This is a genomic window from Sphingopyxis bauzanensis, assembly GCF_002205675.1.
GTDB classification, from domain to species: Bacteria; Pseudomonadota; Alphaproteobacteria; order Sphingomonadales; family Sphingomonadaceae; genus Sphingopyxis; species Sphingopyxis bauzanensis.
In genome coordinates this window covers 360,294-376,920 of record NZ_NISK01000001.1, presented here as the reverse complement: position 1 = coordinate 376,920, position 16,627 = coordinate 360,294, and the positions used below count along the sequence as shown (strand labels likewise).

16 protein-coding genes are annotated in these 16,627 nt (G+C 61.9%); 9 read left to right on the top strand and 7 right to left on the bottom strand.

The window, feature by feature from the left end; genetic code table 11:
* Positions 1-24: 24 nt before the first annotated feature.
* Positions 25-3,429, top strand: a complete 3,405-nt coding sequence (locus CDQ92_RS01805; protein WP_088439544.1) for a hypothetical protein — start codon at positions 25-27, stop codon at positions 3,427-3,429.
* 329 nt (positions 3,430-3,758) lie between these two features.
* Here the strand turns inward: CDQ92_RS01805 and CDQ92_RS01800 are convergent, their stop codons facing one another.
* A complete protein-coding gene (locus CDQ92_RS01800; RefSeq protein WP_088439289.1) occupies positions 3,759-4,958 on the bottom strand; it encodes an IS256 family transposase in 1,200 nt (399 codons plus the stop codon).
* A 283-nt stretch (positions 4,959-5,241) separates the two neighbouring features.
* Here CDQ92_RS01800 and CDQ92_RS01795 point away from each other — a divergent pair, with 283 nt between their 5' ends.
* From CDQ92_RS01795 to CDQ92_RS21520, 5 genes are all read left to right on the top strand, one after another.
* Positions 5,242-6,360: a DNA N-6-adenine-methyltransferase gene (locus tag CDQ92_RS01795; RefSeq protein WP_088439542.1), complete on the top strand. Its 1,119-nt coding sequence runs from the start codon at positions 5,242-5,244 to the stop codon at positions 6,358-6,360.
* Between the two features lie 495 nt (positions 6,361-6,855).
* Positions 6,856-7,620, top strand: a complete 765-nt coding sequence (locus tag CDQ92_RS01790) for a hypothetical protein (RefSeq protein ID WP_088439540.1) — start codon at positions 6,856-6,858, stop codon at positions 7,618-7,620.
* Positions 7,621-7,901: 281 nt separating this feature from the next.
* Positions 7,902-8,549, top strand: a complete 648-nt coding sequence (locus CDQ92_RS01785) for a MobA/MobL family protein (protein WP_088439538.1) — start codon at positions 7,902-7,904, stop codon at positions 8,547-8,549.
* A gap of 165 nt (positions 8,550-8,714) precedes the next feature.
* On the top strand, positions 8,715-8,987 hold the full coding sequence (locus CDQ92_RS01780; protein WP_088439536.1) for a hypothetical protein: 273 nt from the start codon (positions 8,715-8,717) through the stop codon (positions 8,985-8,987).
* Between the two features lie 334 nt (positions 8,988-9,321).
* Positions 9,322-9,696 carry a hypothetical protein gene (locus tag CDQ92_RS21520; protein WP_144035668.1) on the top strand — a complete coding sequence of 125 codons (375 nt, stop codon included), beginning with the start codon at positions 9,322-9,324 and terminating at the stop codon, positions 9,694-9,696.
* A gap of 61 nt (positions 9,697-9,757) precedes the next feature.
* Here CDQ92_RS21520 and istB read toward each other — a convergent pair whose 3' ends face one another.
* Both istB and istA read right to left on the bottom strand, forming a co-directional pair.
* Complete coding sequence (gene istB / locus CDQ92_RS01775) at positions 9,758-10,495, bottom strand: IS21-like element helper ATPase IstB (protein ID WP_088439534.1); 738 nt, start codon at positions 10,493-10,495, stop codon at positions 9,758-9,760.
* 10 nt (positions 10,496-10,505) lie between these two features.
* Complete coding sequence (istA, locus tag CDQ92_RS01770; protein WP_162291067.1) at positions 10,506-12,035, bottom strand: IS21 family transposase; 1,530 nt, start codon at positions 12,033-12,035, stop codon at positions 10,506-10,508.
* 363 nt (positions 12,036-12,398) lie between these two features.
* Here istA and CDQ92_RS01765 point away from each other — a divergent pair, with 363 nt between their 5' ends.
* Positions 12,399-12,581, top strand: coding sequence for a CsbD family protein (locus CDQ92_RS01765; RefSeq protein WP_088439532.1), 183 nt, complete (start codon positions 12,399-12,401; stop codon positions 12,579-12,581).
* 189 nt (positions 12,582-12,770) lie between these two features.
* On the opposite strand, the gene CDQ92_RS01760 is transcribed toward CDQ92_RS01765, so the two are convergent.
* The 4 genes from CDQ92_RS01760 to CDQ92_RS01745 form a co-directional block, all read right to left on the bottom strand.
* A complete protein-coding gene (locus CDQ92_RS01760; RefSeq protein ID WP_088439530.1) occupies positions 12,771-13,523 on the bottom strand; it encodes a hypothetical protein in 753 nt (250 codons plus the stop codon).
* 86 nt (positions 13,524-13,609) lie between these two features.
* A complete protein-coding gene (locus CDQ92_RS01755; RefSeq protein ID WP_088439528.1) occupies positions 13,610-14,050 on the bottom strand; it encodes a DUF1330 domain-containing protein in 441 nt (146 codons plus the stop codon).
* Entirely contained in the window at positions 14,050-14,724 is a 675-nt protein-coding gene (locus tag CDQ92_RS01750) for a GNAT family N-acetyltransferase (protein ID WP_229667621.1), read from the bottom strand. The genes CDQ92_RS01755 and CDQ92_RS01750 overlap by 1 nt, the downstream gene beginning before the upstream one ends.
* Before the next feature lie 56 nt (positions 14,725-14,780).
* Complete coding sequence (locus CDQ92_RS01745) at positions 14,781-15,170, bottom strand: glycine zipper 2TM domain-containing protein (RefSeq protein ID WP_088439526.1); 390 nt, start codon at positions 15,168-15,170, stop codon at positions 14,781-14,783.
* A gap of 181 nt (positions 15,171-15,351) precedes the next feature.
* Between CDQ92_RS01745 and CDQ92_RS01740 the strand changes: the two genes are divergently transcribed.
* Both CDQ92_RS01740 and rarD read left to right on the top strand, forming a co-directional pair.
* Positions 15,352-15,573: a hypothetical protein gene (locus tag CDQ92_RS01740; protein WP_088439524.1), complete on the top strand. Its 222-nt coding sequence runs from the start codon at positions 15,352-15,354 to the stop codon at positions 15,571-15,573.
* 28 nt (positions 15,574-15,601) lie between these two features.
* A complete protein-coding gene (gene rarD, locus CDQ92_RS01735) occupies positions 15,602-16,519 on the top strand; it encodes an EamA family transporter RarD (protein WP_088439522.1) in 918 nt (305 codons plus the stop codon).
* Positions 16,520-16,627 lie beyond the last annotated feature (108 nt).

Below are 16,627 nucleotides of genomic sequence, written 5' to 3'. Positions count from 1 at the left end.
CTTTGGAAGCGTGGACTGGAGATCATGGATCCGATCGGAACTTTTCGCAGGCGCGCGGCAAAGCGGATCATCCGTGACTTGCCGCTCGACCTTGCCGAGACCGAACTCGACGATCCCTTGGGGCTCCTGCGCGGAAAGGTTCGGGCGAGCCTCGATTCCGCGCAGCGCTGGGAACGCGGGAAAGCGGCTCCCGCCCGTCGAGCGTGGTTCGGCATTCCGAGCGTGCCGGACACGTCGCGGCTGACGAGCGCGGCGGGAGAGCGCAGCTTCCACCTGGCGCGCAACGTAACCCGCGAGCGATCGGCGGCCGCCTTCGATGATTATTCGACGGGTAAGATCGGCGATGCGAATGCAGAGCCCGAGCTGGCGGCAGAGGAGCGGCCCGCTGCGACGTTCGACCGCTACACGCAGGATCATGGCCATGACGACCGCCAGATCCTCATCACGACGCTCGATCCGGATCCGGCCACGCGAGCCAGGCAGTGGGACGCGGTCGAAGCGCATGAGTTTGGGCGGCGCCAGAACAAATCCGCCGGACCACCGCGTCTCAACATCAAATATGAACTCGCGCCTGCCTTTCTGGCCGACGCTGCGCGTCGCAACGATTGTCCCGAAGGCCTGCGTGACATCCTCAACGCCGAGCAGAGGCGAGTGGATGGCGGCAAGGCGCTTAACAAAAAGCGCCAGTTGGTTGGTGTACCGTGGATCGATCCGGAGGCGCCTGCTGCGCTGAAGTGGCTCGCGGCGCTGCCCGGCTGGCCGGATGAGGATCCGCCGGTGAAGCTCAGCGAAGGTCGCGGCAGCTATGCGGTCATCGCGGGCGAGGCGGAGCTGCCCGCCGATCTCGACGGCGCGGCGCACGAACGCATTCTCGTCGGTGCGAACGCCTGGGTGCAATCGCTCGCCAAATCCGAAAGCGGCGATGCTGACGCAAATCGGGTCGTGCCCGCCCTGTTCGTGCGGCATGAACCCGACGCGCTCAATAATCTGACGAACTGGCACCTGCATTTCCAGGTCGGCAAGCGCGCGGTAACCATCGATGACGCCGGTGCACTGGCGTTCGACGTTCACGTCGTGCCGCAAATCGCGACCAGCTTCATGAAGCCGTTCCGCTGCGAGATCGCGCGTCTCGTCAACATCGAACTGAAGGCCACGGGTGCTGACTATCGGCTCTCGCCAGAAACCTATGCGAAGATGGGGCTGGATGCGCAAACCATGCGCAAGGTAGGTGGCAAAGCCACCGTACTCGAACGTGCCGGAGATACGCCGGATGTGTCGCTGGACAATGCAGCGATCGGCTGGGCGCGCGTGATCGCACAGCAGGTGGCGAGGCGCGATGCGGACTTGGCGGATGCTGATACAGCTTTCGAATTACGCGAAGCGCGCGTGCGCGAAGTCCGCACTTCGGAGGATCGCGACCGGCTGGAGCAGCTCGCGGTCGAGCTTCGCGATCGCGAGCATGCCGCGATCCGGCTGCGCGCCGAGGCCGCCGAGATCGAAACGCTGTGCGCTATGGCGCGCAGCCACCCGCGTATCGTTGCGCGATTTGCCCCAGGCTATGCAGACAAGGCGCGTAAGGACGGACACGATACCTATCTGTCGCACGCGTGGACCCGGCGGGGTAACGAGGCCGAAGCCTATCTCGATGAACTCGATCGGGAGTTGGTCGTTGAACGGGCCGCGATGGCCGAGCGCCGCGAGCAGGCGAAGTTTCTCGAACGCACCGCCGCCGATCTTCGCGAACGGCTCGAGCGAGACCTGGGACTTGCGGTCCAGGACCGTGAACCGACCCGCGTTGTCGACGCAATATTGTCCCGCGAGCCCAGCTCCCGAACGTTGGTCGACCCCAATGCGGTGATGAAGCGCATCGCCGAGACGCCGCTCCTGCTCAGCGAAGTCGACGGACGCCTGGTCGTGCTTCCTGCCGACGATCCTCAGGATTTGATCCACGGCGTCGATTTGAATGCCGCACCCTATCGAAAGCGCCTCCCGGCGATCCGCGATGCCCAGCAGAAAGAGCTCGCCCAAGTCGGCGCGTTGCTGATCAAGCGCGGGCCGGCAGGTCTGGATGATGATAATCTCGTCGACAAGAGCGCGTGGCTGCAGACGGCGGTGAGGCGTTGGCGCGATGCTCCCGAGATTGGGCGGCGGATCAAATTGCGCGAGCTGCGCATTCAGGCGACCCGCGAAATCGCGTCAGGCCGCCAGCGGGAGGCCGATCAAGAATTTGCGCTGTCGCCGCCTCGCGCGCTCGATCAGCCTTTGCGGACCATCGCATCGTTGGACACGCGTGGGTTCGATATGGTGGGGTTGGGTGAGATCACACCCGGCCGCGAACCACAGCCGGTGCCGACATGGCTATCGCCGCGAGCAGAGTTGCCGCGAGAATTTGATATTCCCGCCGAAGACTCTGATCCCGTCGCGGCGAAGCAGGCCAAGATCCTGCGCGATGTTCGTCGTGATGATTATCTACCCATCCATCACAATGGGCGAGAAAAGTTTGCTGATTTGTATAAGCGGCTTGCCGACACCTCAATCAATGGGCCGTTTCCCGACAGACCGACCAATAACCAGCTTCAGGCGCTTCGATCGGTGATTGAGACGTATCCCGTCCGTATCGCACACTGGCGCGGCGCTTTGCGGATCGATCTGCGCGACGACCCCCGCGGCTGGTTCGATACTCCGTATATCCGGGGCACCGCGGGTCAGGACCTGTTGTCCTCGATCGTCGATAAGCGTGTGCAGATGTTCAGGAACCTACCCGATATCGATCCGGCGCGCCGGCCAACGGCTTGGGACGTGGAGCAGAAGCGACGGGCATCTTGGCTTGATCGGCCTGCCAAGCACGTCGCGCCGGTGCCTGCCGAATTAATGGACGCCCACCAAGGTGCCGATCCTGCCGTGCTGTGGCGCCGTGCGCCTGTCCCTTTCCTGTTCGCGCGGCGTGCGGATGCCGAGGCACCGGACACGGTGGAGACGCTGCGCGACGCCCTCGGGTCTCGCGCCGATTGGCTGGCACGGCCCGACTTACGCGCCCGCACCCGCGCCGCCTGGTTCGTCCAACAGGAGACGCGGAGCGATATCCTGCATGATCTTATGGTCGATTCCGGCTTGTGGCCAGCCGCGCCGCTGCGGGCAAACGAAGCGGACCGGTTGCTGCACATGGGCGATCCGCTGCTCGACGAAGAGTGGCTGCTGGTCAAGCGCGGTTCGGTGCGGTTCGATCCGCCGAAGGCGGCGGACCGGTTGAAGCGCGCGTTGGCATCGGCGCGATCCAGCGAGGATATGGCGGCTGCCGCGGCGATCATGGCGTTCGGGATCAAGCGGCGAACAGCGAAACAAAATGCGAAACGGTCGAAGCCATCGAAGGGCCGTCATCCCTACGATCGCGGGCTGCCCGGCCGAGAGCCCGGCGGGCGCGGACGCTGAAGGCCGCATCGTCAGGAAATCATGCTCCTTGTATCGACTATCACTCCCAAGACGATGCGAACACCGTCGTGCGTTCCCGTAGTTCTTTCTGGCCGGGATCGCGCGCTCGCATAGAGGATTCCGATTACCCAGAGAAACTTCGCAGCTATATTAAAGATTTATTCATCTTTAGGGCCTATATGCCCGGCACAGTTGCGAACATGCGGCGGGGATAGCATCCCAAGTCGGTGACCTATGAATTTGTGATTCGCGCCAATTTTGGTCGTGTCCCATATGGTGGTGTAGGTTCACCGGCGTAGCCTTAGCGATCTCCGGCGAAGCCGGGTTGATCATGCTGCCATGGCGGGCAACGTGATGATGGCATTATCGCTTAATCCCGAGACGCTCTCAAGGGTCATGTAGCGGCAACGCTGGACCGCCCATTCATCGTTCTGTTCCAGCAGGATGGCGCCGACGAGGCGCGTAATCGCTTCTTCATTGGGGAAGATGCCGACGACGTCGGTGCGCCGCTTGATTTCGCCATTGAGTCGCTCGATCGGATTATTTGAGTGCAACTTGGTGCGATGCTGCGCGGGGAAGGTCATGTAGGCCAGGACGTCCTCTTCGGCATTGTCCATCAGCGTAGCGAGCTTTGGAACGGTGGGCCGCAGCTGGTCAGCAACGCTACGCCACTGCGCCTTGGCCGCCTCGGCAGTGTCCTGCGCGAAGGCGGTGGCGATGAACGCCGACACGACCCGGCGGCCACTCTTGCCCGCATGGGCCTGCGCGTTGCGCATGAAGTGGACGCGGCAGCGCTGCCAGGTGGCGCAGAACACCTTGGCGACGGCCGCTTTGATCCCCTCGTGGGAATCGGAGATCACCAGCTTCACGCCGCGCAATCCGCGACGCGCAAGGCTGCGCAGGAACTCGGTCCAGAATACCTCAGCCTCGGAATGACCGATCGCCATGCCGAGCACTTCGCGCCGACCGTCACTGTTGACCCCGACGGCGATGATGACGGCGACCGAGACAATGCGGCCCGCGCGGCGGACTTTTATGTAGGTCGCGTCCATCCAGATATAGGGCCAGTCGCCTTCGATCGGACGCTCGAGGAAGGCCGTCACCCGCTCGTCGATCTCCTCGCACAGCCGGCTGACCTGGCTCTTGGAGATGCCGCTCATCCCCATGGCCTTGACCAGATCGTCGACCGAACGGGTCGAGATGCCCTGGATATAGGCTTCCTGGATGACCGCGGTTAGCGCCTTCTCCGCCACTCGGCGCGGCTCGAGAAAGCAGGGAAAGTAACTGCCTTTGCGCAGCTTGGGGATCTTCAGCTCGACCGTGCCCGCGCGGGTCTCCCAGTCCCTGTCGCGATACCCGTTGCGCTGCGCGAGCCGCTCGCTATCCTTCTCGCCATAGGCCGCACCCGTCAGGCCGCCCACTTCCAGTTCCATCAGGCGCTGCGCGGCAAAGCTGATCATGTCGCGCAGAAAATCGCCATCGGCGCTCTTCCCAACCAGCGCATTCAAGTCCATCTGATCATTGGTCATCGGTGTTCTCCGTAAGTTGAGTGTTTGCAACCCAAGCTTACCGAAGTTCGCCGATGACCACCCGCGAAACTGACCGGACACTACAGCGCTTTATCGATTAGCGCGTGTCCGGTCAGCTTCGCTACCGGCAGAAGCTACACCACGTACCGGGACACGACCCCAATTTTCGAGCTCCGCATCTGCTGATGCGGGCTTGAATGGCGTTCGAGGTCATGAATGAACCAGCCTAAACATTGCTGCCAAGCAGCCATGGCTTCGCTCGCCGAGCGAGGAAACCATAGCCATGGGAAATGCACAGAACACAAAGCAGTCGAATAAATTATCCCTTACATCCCCCGCACTCCCCCGCGGTTCGGATGTCTGGGCGAACGCTTCTCCTTCCGGGCTGTCAGCGGCAAAATTGCCGTTCGGCGGCAAATCGTCGAATTGCATCGGTTCGAAGGTTAGTAGCGGTTCGGCCGGATCGTCAGTCCGCCCGGAGCCTGGAGGCGAAAGTTGTGCTAACCTAATTGTTGAATTGCGCGAAGCGCGCGTATCAAAGGGTTGGTCGCGAAAGGTCATGGCCAAGCATGTCGGAGTGTCGCCCCAGACAATTACGCGGCTCGAAAAGGGTGTCGGCACCGTGTCAACGCTAGTGGCGGTAATGGACTCAACCAATTTCATGCTGACAGGTCTGAGTGCCGGTAAGACGCTGTTCGAAAAGCTCCGCAACACCCGTATCAAACACGGAAAGTCGCTGGAGAATTTGGTCAGGCGAACCGGACTGTCGCACACGGCCATCCTCGACCTCGAAAATGGTGCGGGATCAGTTGAAGACTTGCTGCGCCTGCTGGCAGCGCTTGCGCCGAGAGCTCGGCGTCAAGCTCCCGCTCGAGCGTATTGGGCGCTGGGTCAGAAGGAAGATCGTGATTCCCGCTTCACCCCGCCAGATTTCATGGACAATATTTATAAAGCGTTTGGCGAAATAGATCTCGATCCATGCGCTCACAAACTCAGCCCTGTCCTGGCGCGTCGTAAAATATTGGCCAGCAAGGGCGGCGACGGACTTAGCCAGACATGGTCAGGGCGTCTCGCTTTCGTCAATCCGCCGTACTCATGTGCCCTACAGTGGCTACGCCGAGCTCATGGGCAATGGTCAGCTGGCCACGTTGCCACCGTTGTGTGCCTCGTTCCGGTCAGAACAGATTCGGCATTTTTCCACGAGGTTTTGAGCTTGGACGCCGATATCTTCTTTCTTAAAGGGCGCGTCAAATTCCTGAAACCGGACGGGACGGCGCAGCAAACGCCCTTCAGCCTTATGGTGTTAACCCTTGGAGCAAACGCAGAACAGCGAGCTCGCTATGCGCAATTAGCAGCCGGATTCTGGTCGCTAAGGCGTCAGCCAAATGACACTGACCTCTAGCGGGAAGGCGTAAACCTCGAAACGGAGCTCAAACCCGGCGAGGGTCTCGATAACGTGCGGTACGCCGCCATCGATACCCTCGCCGGGTCGCATGCGCTGATGATGGGGTTTCTTGTGGAGCTCGCGTTCTTGAGCAAGTGAACGGGGGCGCTGCGTTCGGGGCAGTCTCGCTCAGTCTGAGCCCATTGGCTCCTAGCCTCTAAAGACCAAAATAGTCGAAGTGGCGTTCCCAGTTCGCTGTTGGGAAGCGGGCGGCGAGTTCAACGGGCTTAGAATTGATTGTCTAAGTGTCAGAAAGGCCTGCTGCTCAAAATCAAAATCACCCCTGCGGTGAAATCGCAGAACGGCCTCGCATGTCCGCCGGATGGAAAAGCGCGACGCGGCTGCGCGCCCGCCAAGCGGTGGAGACGCTGACGCGGGAAGCGAGGAACAGGGTGAAAGGAAAAGAGGCAGGAGTTCTGTCTCGGATCCCTGATCCTCCGAAAGGAGAATATCGTGAACGAATACCAACTTCCCAAATGCCTACAGGTCATCGGTCTGGCGTGCATTCCCGTTAACGACATACCAGACCAGCATCCGGCGCTGGCACGCAGGCCGGTTGCGGCGGCGGTCCTGACGATGGTCGATCAAGATGATGGTCATCGCTGGATCAACACGATCTGCGTCTCCGACGCGCGCAAGTCGGAAATCCCATTGCCGCACTTGCTCGACAAGACGCTGTTGCCAGGGGTTGTCCAGATCGCGTCCACGGCGGATCGCATGACGCTGGCGATGGACGCGATCAGCCGGCGCTACTTCGTCGAGCCGGCTCTTGCAGAACTCTGCTTTGGCGAGACGGCTATCGATCCCGCCGCGATGGGTGACCATGGGTTCGATGAGCGAACAGCGTGCCGTCGTTTCTCGATCCCGATGCCCGAGATCGGCGATGCGGACATCGAGCTTGCCTGGTCGCGCTCGGCGCCTGCGGCAGCCGAAGACCATGCGCTGCGCGTCGCGACCGCACGCTTGATGCTATGGGCGCATGTCGAAGCGTTCCGCAGCGCGCGACCGGAACCTTTCTTCGAGACGATGCTGGCCCTGCGCGACTGGATCGACGCCAGCGAGTATCTGAAGGCCGCGCTCGCCGATATCGGGAACTCACGCCCAATCCGCCGTGCAGACTCGTTCGCGCACCATTATCTCGACTATCGACAACGCGTTGCTGCAGGCGACGAAACTGCGAGATGGGTGAGCTTCGAGGACGGACTGTTCCACGCTTGAGCGAGCTTGTCTCGTAAGCCCGCTAGCGATGAAAAAATGGCCTCGCTGCTCGGGTCGCGCGAGCAGCGAGGCCTGCGAGCGTGCATATGCACAACGCTTCGCATGCGATGGGCCGCTGTCATGCCCGTCAGGGCACGGTCTAGCGACCAGCTTTAAACATCCGGTGAATCGACGTCCAACAGCCGCTGCGGTGCCGCCTCGCCATTTCTCCATCACACCCAAACTCCGCAAGGGGGCCGCTGACATGCGGTCCCTTTGTCCTTTGTAGAAAGACGTACCAAATGACGACCATCCACAACCTCCGCCCGTTCAACACCCGCTATGTGATCCGGGACCGCTCAAGCCGTTATACGCCCGAACTCTTGCGCACCCACCGTACGGCGCAGGCGAGCTACGCTTACATCAACCGCCAGAATAGCGTCGATGAGTGGGGTCCGACGCCGAACTGGGCGTCGCGCTCCGACCTTGCGGCGGCGGGCCGATGTGCTCCAGCGCGCGCCGCCGGACCCAAGCTCGGGGGAATTGCGCTATGGGCGCAGGCCGACGAAAATGCAGCCCGGTATCGGCCCGACGAGCCGACCATTGCCCACTGCGTCGGCAGCCTGCCGCGCCATGAGGAGCTCGCCTTCTGGCGCAATCTGATCGAAGGCTTTGCCGAGGATTATCTCGTGGCCCGCGGCATGGTCGTCGACTGGGCGATCCATCACCAAGCAGAAACCGACGATCAGCCCGAAATCGCACCGCACGTGCATTTCCTCATTACCTTGCGAGGATATGACCCGGATCACCGCGATTACGGCAAGGTTCGGCAGAACTGGCTGCGGACGGAAAACTCCCGCAAGCGCCTCGCGGAGCGCTGGTGGGACTGGACCGGGATCGTCCCGCCGCAATATGTCCTGGCGGCGGCGACGTCCCAAATCTCCAGCTGAGATCGTGGCGGCACCGGGCACCGACAACGCCTGGTGCCGCAAATCCCGAATATCGCGCTGCCGTTTCTGCCGCTTTGGAAGGAACGGACCGCTATGCATGCCGGCCCGACGAGGAGGAGAGAATTGAGCGGAGGAGGTGATCCGAAGATCAGAGGAGAAAATAGAATGTTTATCGTTGAACCAATTGCCGTGGTCGTTGCCGTGTATGTCACGGTTATTTTTATGCGCGAAATGCCGCGCCTGTTTGCATTGCTAATCGTCCGGCTCGCTGACCGGCTGTTGGCAGCGAGGCACGCTGGCTTGGTGGAAGCGCTTAACGGTCGCCAAATCCCAGCGAATTGGGCCGTGGCGCCACAAGATCGCAAGATGTTGAGCGCCGCCATGCGCTCGACAATGCGTGTGACCACGTTGCGTTCACTCTATCCCGTCAGCCGCTGAAATCCGCTGTTAAGCTCATTCTGCCTCCAGTAGCTTTCCATAAGATATGTAGGCGGTTCGCGTCCCCCGCAAAACACAGGGATCTCTGACATCGAACCGTAAAAATCGCCGAGCCAGCGCCTCCGAGGGAGTTAGGGCCTCCGGGATGGTTTTTCGGATGAAGCCTTACGTCCCTGTCAATTCGCGATAGAGAAACACGATTCCCGACTTCGACAAGTTCGGATTGGGCAAAGTCGAACTCTCTCTAAGCCGTGATCGCAGGCGGCCCGGCGTCGACGCAAGGACCATCAGGAATTCATGCCGTTTCACTCGGAGAGCGTCGCCGGGTTTGTCAATGGACCTTGTCACAACGACGAGCTACTGCAGTGGAACGGCACTTCTGGGCAGCCAGAAATTTTTTTGCGATTGGCTGGTACTCGCTGACGAAGGGCAGGTTCGCTGGAACTTTCTTAGGCGATTGCGGCCGTTTGCGCCCGAGGGATGGCTGCAGCCCCCTATTGGCGCGGCGCCACCATTTGTGAAAAGGGGGTCTAACCTGCGCAGGACGGGCGGCAGGAGATTGTTTTATCGGTACTATATTGATTACGTCCTTCTGAAGGACAATCAAGACAAGCGTCTTCTTACTGCGGATTCCGACGATCCCGCGCAGGGATACCGACATGATCACGCGCATCGTTCCGATCTGATCCCGCGCGGGATTCCGATCTGATGCCGCGCACGGCTCAGAGCCGTCATCGACGTGATTTGCTTTCACGGTATTCGTATTTTGGTCAAGCAGTCTGTGGGTGCGGGCGTCGCAGCGAGTCACCTTCGAGAGTGACGCGGTGGGCGTTGTGAACGAGGCGATCCAGGATGGCGTCGGCGTAAGTCGCGTCGCCGATCAGTTCGTGCCATTTTGTCACGGGAAGCTGGCTGGTGACGAGGGTGGATCGATTGCCGTACCGGTCCTCAAGTATCTCAAGCAGATGATGGCGGGCATTGGCGTTGAGCGGCTCCAGTCCCCAGTCGTCGAGGATGAGCAGGTCGATGCGCGCGAGGCTTTTCAGCCGTACCGCAATACGTCCATCGCCGCGCGCCACGCTCAGTTCGTCGAGCAGCTTGCCAAGCCGGACGTAGAGGACCGACAGATTGTCGCGGCAGGCCTGGTGCCCAATGGCACAGGACAACCAGCTCTTGCCCGTTCCGGTCGGACCGGTGATGACGAGATTGTCGTGACCTTTGATCCAGTCACCCTTGAGAAGGGCTTCCATAAAGCGCCGGTCGAGCCCGCGCGGTGTCCGGTAGTCGATATCTTCGGGAACGGCGCGGTGGCGCAGTTTGGCGTGGCGTAGCCGCGCTGCCATCCGCTTTTCCTGACGCCAGGTCAGCTCATGGTCGAGGATCAAGCCCAGCCATTCGGCATGGCTGAGCGTTCGCGCATCGTCGTTTGTCGCCATGGCACCGAACGCCTTGGCCATGCCATAGAGGCCGAGGTGATTAAGCTGATCGAGCGTGGGATGGGTAAGCATGTCTTCTCCTTCAGTTGTAATAGTCCGGACCCCGGATGTTGCCGTGATCGATGGGTTGGTGGTCGCTGTCCCGGGGCCGCAGCGGTTGGCCATCGAGCCCCTTTTCGAGGATCGACTTGACCGAGCCGTAATTGCGCGCGCCGATCTCGAGAGCGCGCAGCGCCGCAGCTTCGAGGCGCTGCGCGCCAAAGTGCTTTTCAAGACCGAGGATGCCCATGCACGAGCGGAAGCCCTGTTCGGGATGGGGGCGATCCTCGAGGATCTTTTCGCATAAAAGCTGCGCGCAAGGTCCGACCCGTCCAGATTCGGTCAGGATCTTCGCGAGCGTCCAGTCGGCAAAGCGGCGATGCGATGACGGCATGTGCTCGGGCAAGGTCGTATGCCGGCCATTGCCGCTGCCGCGCATGTGAACCGCGATCCGCTCGCCGCGGATGAAGATCTCGACCGTCCGCGCTGTTAGTCGCGCTTCAACCGGCTGGCGCGCATAGCGGTGGGGCACCGAGTAAAAATGACGCGCGACCTCGACATGATAATCGAGGCCCACGCGCCTGGCTTGCCATTCGGCATGAACGTAAGGCTCAGTCGGCAGCGGCATCAGCAGCGGCGCATCGAGCTCTTCGAACAGCTGGCGACGGGTGCGACCAAACTGGCGCAGCACGCGCTCGTCGTTGAGCCGGGCGATCAGCGCTGCGATCGCGGCATTCAACTCGGCAAGGCTGTAAAATATCTGGTTGCGCAGCCGCCCGAACAGCCACCGCTCGACGATCCCGACACACGCCTCGACCTTGGCTTTGTCCCGCGGCTTTCGCGGCCGCGTCGGAAGGCACGTCGTGCCGTAATGGCGCGCCATCTCGGCATAGCTGCGATTGACCTGCGGATCGTAAAGACATGCCTTGATCACCGCGACCTTCGCATTGTCGGGCACCAGCAGTCTGGGCGCGCCGCCAAAGGCGGCAAAGGCCTGGACGTGCGCATCGGTCCAGTCCGCCAGCGTCTCAGTCCAGGTCGCACAGGCAAAGGACAGGCTCGATGCACCCATCACTGCGACAAAGATGTGCGCAGCGCGCCTTTCGCCCGTCCGGCGATCGATGACCACACCCAGCTTGTCGCCCGCGTAGTCGACGAACAGCTTGTCGCCCGCCAGGTGCGTCTGGCGCATCGTCACCGGCAGACGGCCTTCCCACCCGCGGTACAGGTCGCAATACCGGCTATAGCGATAGCCGTCGGGATGCGCCTCGATATATTCCTCCCACAAAGTCTGCAGGGTCACATGCTTGCGCTTCAACTCGCGGTGCACCGCCGCCCAGTCCGGCGCGGGAAGCCGGCGGCGCCCAGGCTTGACCCCAGCCGCACCGTAAAGCTTCGCCTCAAGCTGCGCATTGTCGAGATCCGCGGCCAGCGGCCATTCGAGGCCCGAACGGTCAAACCGCTTCACCATCTCGCGCATCGTCGATTCAGCAATCCCAGCGCGGCGCGCCGTCTCGCGCACCCCAAGCCCCGCTTCCCGGTGCAGTCTCATCAGTTCGCGCACCTGGCGCATATCCATCCTCCTCGTCGGCATCAGCGGCTCCTTCCACAAAGAAGGCGCCGTTAATCGACAAGGCTCTGACATTCTCACCTGCGCGGCATCGCATCGGAATGCTGCGCATGATCAAATCGGAATCGTGCGCAGCTTCAAATCGGAATGCTGCGCGAGATCACGTCGGAATGCTGCGCACGATCAAATCGGAACACTGCGCGCGATGACCTCGGAATCCGCAGCCGCCATTCAATCGCATTTGCGCGGCGGGTCAATCGCCCTTTTTTCAGAATGATTTGCCCGAAAGCATGGAACATTGGCGGGGACCACTCGTTGGTCAGGCAAGAGGCGCTACTGCCTCGGCCAGGAGCAAGGAGACATTCCATGGGTGAACTCACCGACAAAGCAAAGGGCCTCGCCAACGAAGCCGCGGGTAACACCAAGCAGGCAGTCGGCAAGGCGACCGACAACGAGAAATTGAAAGCCGAAGGCGTTGCGCAGGAGCGCAAAGGCGAAGCTCAGAACCTGAAGGGCGAAGTCAAAGGCGCGCTCGGCGACAAGGTCTGACGATCTGATCGTCCGATAAGAAAAAGGCCCCGGGAGACCGGGGCCTTTTTTGTTCCTCCCTGTCGCGCAGCGATGGAGAGGGGGCTGCCGCGAAGCGGTGAAGGGGCCGCAAACTCGCGCCATGGCCCCTCCGCCAGCCCTGCGGGCTGCCAACTCCCCATGGCTTCGCCCCAGGGAGGATCGAGAATATTATTTGCCCCCGGATGCCACCAGGTCGACGTCGGTCATGCCGCCGTCGCGGCGCGCCATGATGATATAGGCGAGGTCGCCCTTGGTGCCGCCCAGCATATGCTCGTTGCCGTTGACGCGGTGGTCGCTGGTGTAGCCGGCGCGGATCGCCATTGTGTGATAATAGTCGAACACGCCCTGGATCGACGCGGCGGTCTGGAAATTGACGACGCGGATGTTGCACATGCCGCCTGCTACGCCCGCAGCTTCGCGCAGCGTCGCGCGCGGATAGACTTTGAATGCAGAAGGCAGGCGTTCGGCCCAGGCGTTGCCATAGGTCAGCTTGGCGTCGCAGCCGCCACCTTTTTGCTGATCGCGCGCAAGCGCGCCGATGGTGACGGGCCGCGGCTTGGCTTCGCAGCCATCGCAACCCGCTTCCATCGGAAGCGCCTTGGGGGCGGCAAGCAGCTTGCCCGCCTTGAGCGCAGCAGCGGCTTCGGCGACGGTTGCGGCCTTGCCACCCGCCACGCCGGGAACGCCGCCATCCACGGGGCGATTGCCGGGACCGACGGCATTCTGGTTCGCCTGACCCGCAAGCTTGGGGTCTACCATGATCTTGTCTTCGAGCGCGCCCTTGATCGCGGGGTCGGCATTGGTCAGCCCGTCGTCGAGCGGCCCGAGTTCCGACTTGGCCTCGGGATTGTCCCGGCACCCGGCGAGCGGCGCCGCCGCCATCAGCAGGCCAGTAACCAGCCATTTTCCGCGCAACATCATCACTAACACTCCCTTAATCTTTCATCGGGAATGCCTGATCCTGGTTAAAAAGACGCAAATAAAATGCGTTAACGGGTAACGCTTTGTTAGCCGAAAACTGTACCGGAGCGAGACGTGTTCGGGTTGCAGCGGATCAGCCGCGAGGATTCAACCGCCGCCTGGCGGTGGATCACGGCCTGCCGATAGACGGGGTCGGTGACCATTTCCATGAAGGCGGCGCTGGTGGGATATTCGGCAATGAACATGGCGTTCCAATGCTCTGCGTCGGGGCCTATCACCATCGCTTCCATCGAACCGCGCCAGACGATGCGTCCGCCAACCCGCTGGAAGATCGGGCCGCTGTCGGCGCCATAATGAGCATAGGCTTCGGCGCCGGTCAGCGCTTCACTCGCAAGCGGATGATCGGCCAGATAGGTCGCTGCGGTCTTGAAGCGGACAAGGTTGAGCATGTGGATCACGGTATCACGCGGCAGCGCCTTGAACGCATCGAATTGCGCGCGTTCGGGGTCGATATGCTGGTCGGACATCAGAGGAACTCCTTGCGCTTCACCCGCCACGCCTCGGCGCTCTGCGTCCAGGCGTCGACCGGTGCATCCTCGAACGGCGCGGGGAGGCGGGTGGGACCGCTGTTAGTCGCCCCCAGCCTGGCCGCCAACGCCTGCGAGCGCGTGTTGGCGGGATCGATGCTGTGCATCAGCTCGGGCCATTTCAGAAATTCGACGGCAAAGTCGCAGGCGGCGATGCAGCCTTCAAAGGCATAGCCCTTGCCCGCGAATTTGGCGCGCACGCCATAACCGATTTCGGGCGCCGGCCAGCCGTCGGGCTCCCACGGGCCAAGGCGACCGACCCATTCGCCGCTCTCCCGCTCGATCACCGAGAACATCGAAAAGCCGCGGATATGCCAAGCCCCGGCCAGCGTACACCAGATGCGCCACGCCGCGGCGCGCGGGCAGGCGCCGCCGATGAACTTCATGGTGTCGGGTTCGGCGCACATTTCGGCGAAGGCGCCGAAATCCTCGGTCGCGGGCGGGCGCAGGATGAGCCGTTGGGTAACGAGCAGGGGGCCGTTGAGCATGATGAACCTCTCCCGGAAACAGGAGGGTGCTTTTGCGGCAAGCAGCACGGACGGGCAAGGGGCAAGCGCGCGTGGATCACGCACGCGGTCGAGGGCGCCGACGACCAGGTCGACGCCCTCTTCCATCTACGTTTGCGGGCGGAGGGGTCTCGGACCCGCAATCGAGACGGTAGCTCTATCGCTTAGCGGCAGCGATATTTGTCGCGGTCGATCTCGCGCCCCAGCAGGGCGCCAGCACCAGCGCCAATCACGGTGCCGAGTAGCTTGTCGCCGCGACCCGCGATTTCGTTACCAGCAAGGCCGCCCACGGCGCCGCCGATCAACAGACCGGTCGTGCCATTATCCTTTTTGCAACGATAACGGCCGTCACGGTCGCGCCACACGCGGGTGTTCGCGCTGACCCGCTGATCATGATAATGGCGCTTTTTGCGCTTATGAAAGCCGCTCGACTGTTCCATCTGATGCAAGCCTTCGGCCTTGGTCGGGGCCGCGATGCCGGCATAGGCCGGGGCGGTCAGCGCGACGCTGGCGGCGGCCAATGCGCCCATCAGGCTCTTGTTGAAACTACGCATCTTATATCCTTTCCTGGTGCCGCGCCTTGTACCGCATGACGGCGCTGGGCGCTTCGAGAAGGGAAACGACCGGGGTCCGGATCGCGTTGCATGAACCCGAGGCAACAAGACGAAGCGAGCCTTATCATCGACGAACCGAAAAGCTCTTGCCGCATGGGCGGCATCATGCGACAGTCCCCAAATGCTCAATATTGCCTCGCTCGTTATCGGCGCCATCGCCCTGGTTTTGGCCGTTTTTGCTTTCATCCCGCTGCTTGGCTGGGCCAATTGGGTGATCGTACCCTTTGCGGTAGTCGGGCTCGCGCTGGGCGCGATGTCGAGCAGCAACAGCGGGCGCAATCTGAACATAGTTGTGATTGTCATCGGCGTGATCCGCCTGATGCTGGGCGGCGGCATCATCTGATTTTCGGCCGAAAGGCAGTTTTTCCCCTATGACCCAGCCGACCGCTCCCGCGGAATCCCCGCAGCGCGGCTTGCCATATGCCCTAGCGGCCTATGGTATCTGGGGCTTTGTCCCGCTCTTTTTCAAGCTGCTCGAAAACGTGCCGCCGGTCGAGGTGCTGGCGCAGCGCATCGTCTGGTCGCTGCCGCTGTGTTTTGTCATCATGATGTTTCGGCGGCAGATTGGCGAATATATCGCGGCGCTGAAGGATGGGCGCGTGCTCCGCCTGCTGCTCGCCAGTTCGCTGCTGATCGCGCTCAACTGGCTTGTCTATATCTACGCCATTTTCACCGACCATGTGCTCGCGGCGAGCCTGGGCTATTATCTCAACCCGCTCGTCAATGTGCTGCTCGGCATGGTTTTTCTGGGCGAGCGGCTGTCGCGGTTGCAGGCGGTCGCGGTGGTCATAGCCGCGATTGGCGTTGCGATCCTGCTCGCCGGGGCGCTCGACACGCTCTGGATCAGCCTGACGCTGGCGCTCAGTTTCGGCACCTATGGCTTGATCCGCAAGGTGGTACCGGTGGGGTCGCTGCCCGGGCTGGCGGTAGAGACGACCTTGCTGTTGCCGCTGTCGGTGGTCGTGGTGGGCTATTATCTGTGGATCGGCGATGGACGCGGGTTCGGGGCAGACGTCGAGATCAGCTGGCTGCTTGCAGCAGCGGGCGTGGTGACGGCGGTGCCGCTATTACTATTTGCCACCGCGGCGCGGCGGATGAGCTACGCGGCGTTGGGCTTCGTACAATATCTGGCGCCGACGCTGCAGTTCCTGCTCGGCCTGTTCATCTTCAACGAGCCGCTGAAGCCCGCGCAGCTGTTTTGCTTCCTGCTGATCTGGATCAGCATCGCGGTGTTCAGTTTCGACATGTGGCGCAAGATGCGCGCGGAGCGGATGGTGACGGTGGCTTGAGCCGCGCCGCCGCCCAAAAAGTTCGGATTTCTTTGTTCGTACGAAGGCACAAAGACACAAGGATGCCCCAACGTCCGTTTGCCCCGGGCTTGTCGAAGGGCCGTGTAT

Coding starts and splice junctions, on each gene's coding strand:
- CDQ92_RS01805 (WP_088439544.1), top strand. CDS start 25: ATGGATCCGATCGGAACTTTTCGCAGGCGCGCGGCAAAGCGGATCATC.
- CDQ92_RS01800 (WP_088439289.1), bottom strand. CDS start 4,958: ATGACCAATGATCAGATGGACTTGAATGCGCTGGTTGGGAAGAGCGCC.
- CDQ92_RS01795 (WP_088439542.1), top strand. CDS start 5,242: ATGGGAAATGCACAGAACACAAAGCAGTCGAATAAATTATCCCTTACA.
- CDQ92_RS01785 (WP_088439538.1), top strand. CDS start 7,902: ATGACGACCATCCACAACCTCCGCCCGTTCAACACCCGCTATGTGATC.
- CDQ92_RS01780 (WP_088439536.1), top strand. CDS start 8,715: ATGTTTATCGTTGAACCAATTGCCGTGGTCGTTGCCGTGTATGTCACG.
- CDQ92_RS21520 (WP_144035668.1), top strand. CDS start 9,322: ATGGACCTTGTCACAACGACGAGCTACTGCAGTGGAACGGCACTTCTG.
- istB (WP_088439534.1), bottom strand. CDS start 10,495: ATGCTTACCCATCCCACGCTCGATCAGCTTAATCACCTCGGCCTCTAT.
- istA (WP_162291067.1), bottom strand. CDS start 12,035: ATGCGCCAGGTGCGCGAACTGATGAGACTGCACCGGGAAGCGGGGCTT.
- CDQ92_RS01765 (WP_088439532.1), top strand. CDS start 12,399: ATGGGTGAACTCACCGACAAAGCAAAGGGCCTCGCCAACGAAGCCGCG.
- CDQ92_RS01760 (WP_088439530.1), bottom strand. CDS start 13,523: ATGATGTTGCGCGGAAAATGGCTGGTTACTGGCCTGCTGATGGCGGCG.
- CDQ92_RS01755 (WP_088439528.1), bottom strand. CDS start 14,050: ATGTCCGACCAGCATATCGACCCCGAACGCGCGCAATTCGATGCGTTC.
- CDQ92_RS01750 (WP_229667621.1), bottom strand. CDS start 14,724: ATGGAAGAGGGCGTCGACCTGGTCGTCGGCGCCCTCGACCGCGTGCGT.
- CDQ92_RS01745 (WP_088439526.1), bottom strand. CDS start 15,170: ATGCGTAGTTTCAACAAGAGCCTGATGGGCGCATTGGCCGCCGCCAGC.
- CDQ92_RS01740 (WP_088439524.1), top strand. CDS start 15,352: ATGCTCAATATTGCCTCGCTCGTTATCGGCGCCATCGCCCTGGTTTTG.
- rarD (WP_088439522.1), top strand. CDS start 15,602: ATGACCCAGCCGACCGCTCCCGCGGAATCCCCGCAGCGCGGCTTGCCA.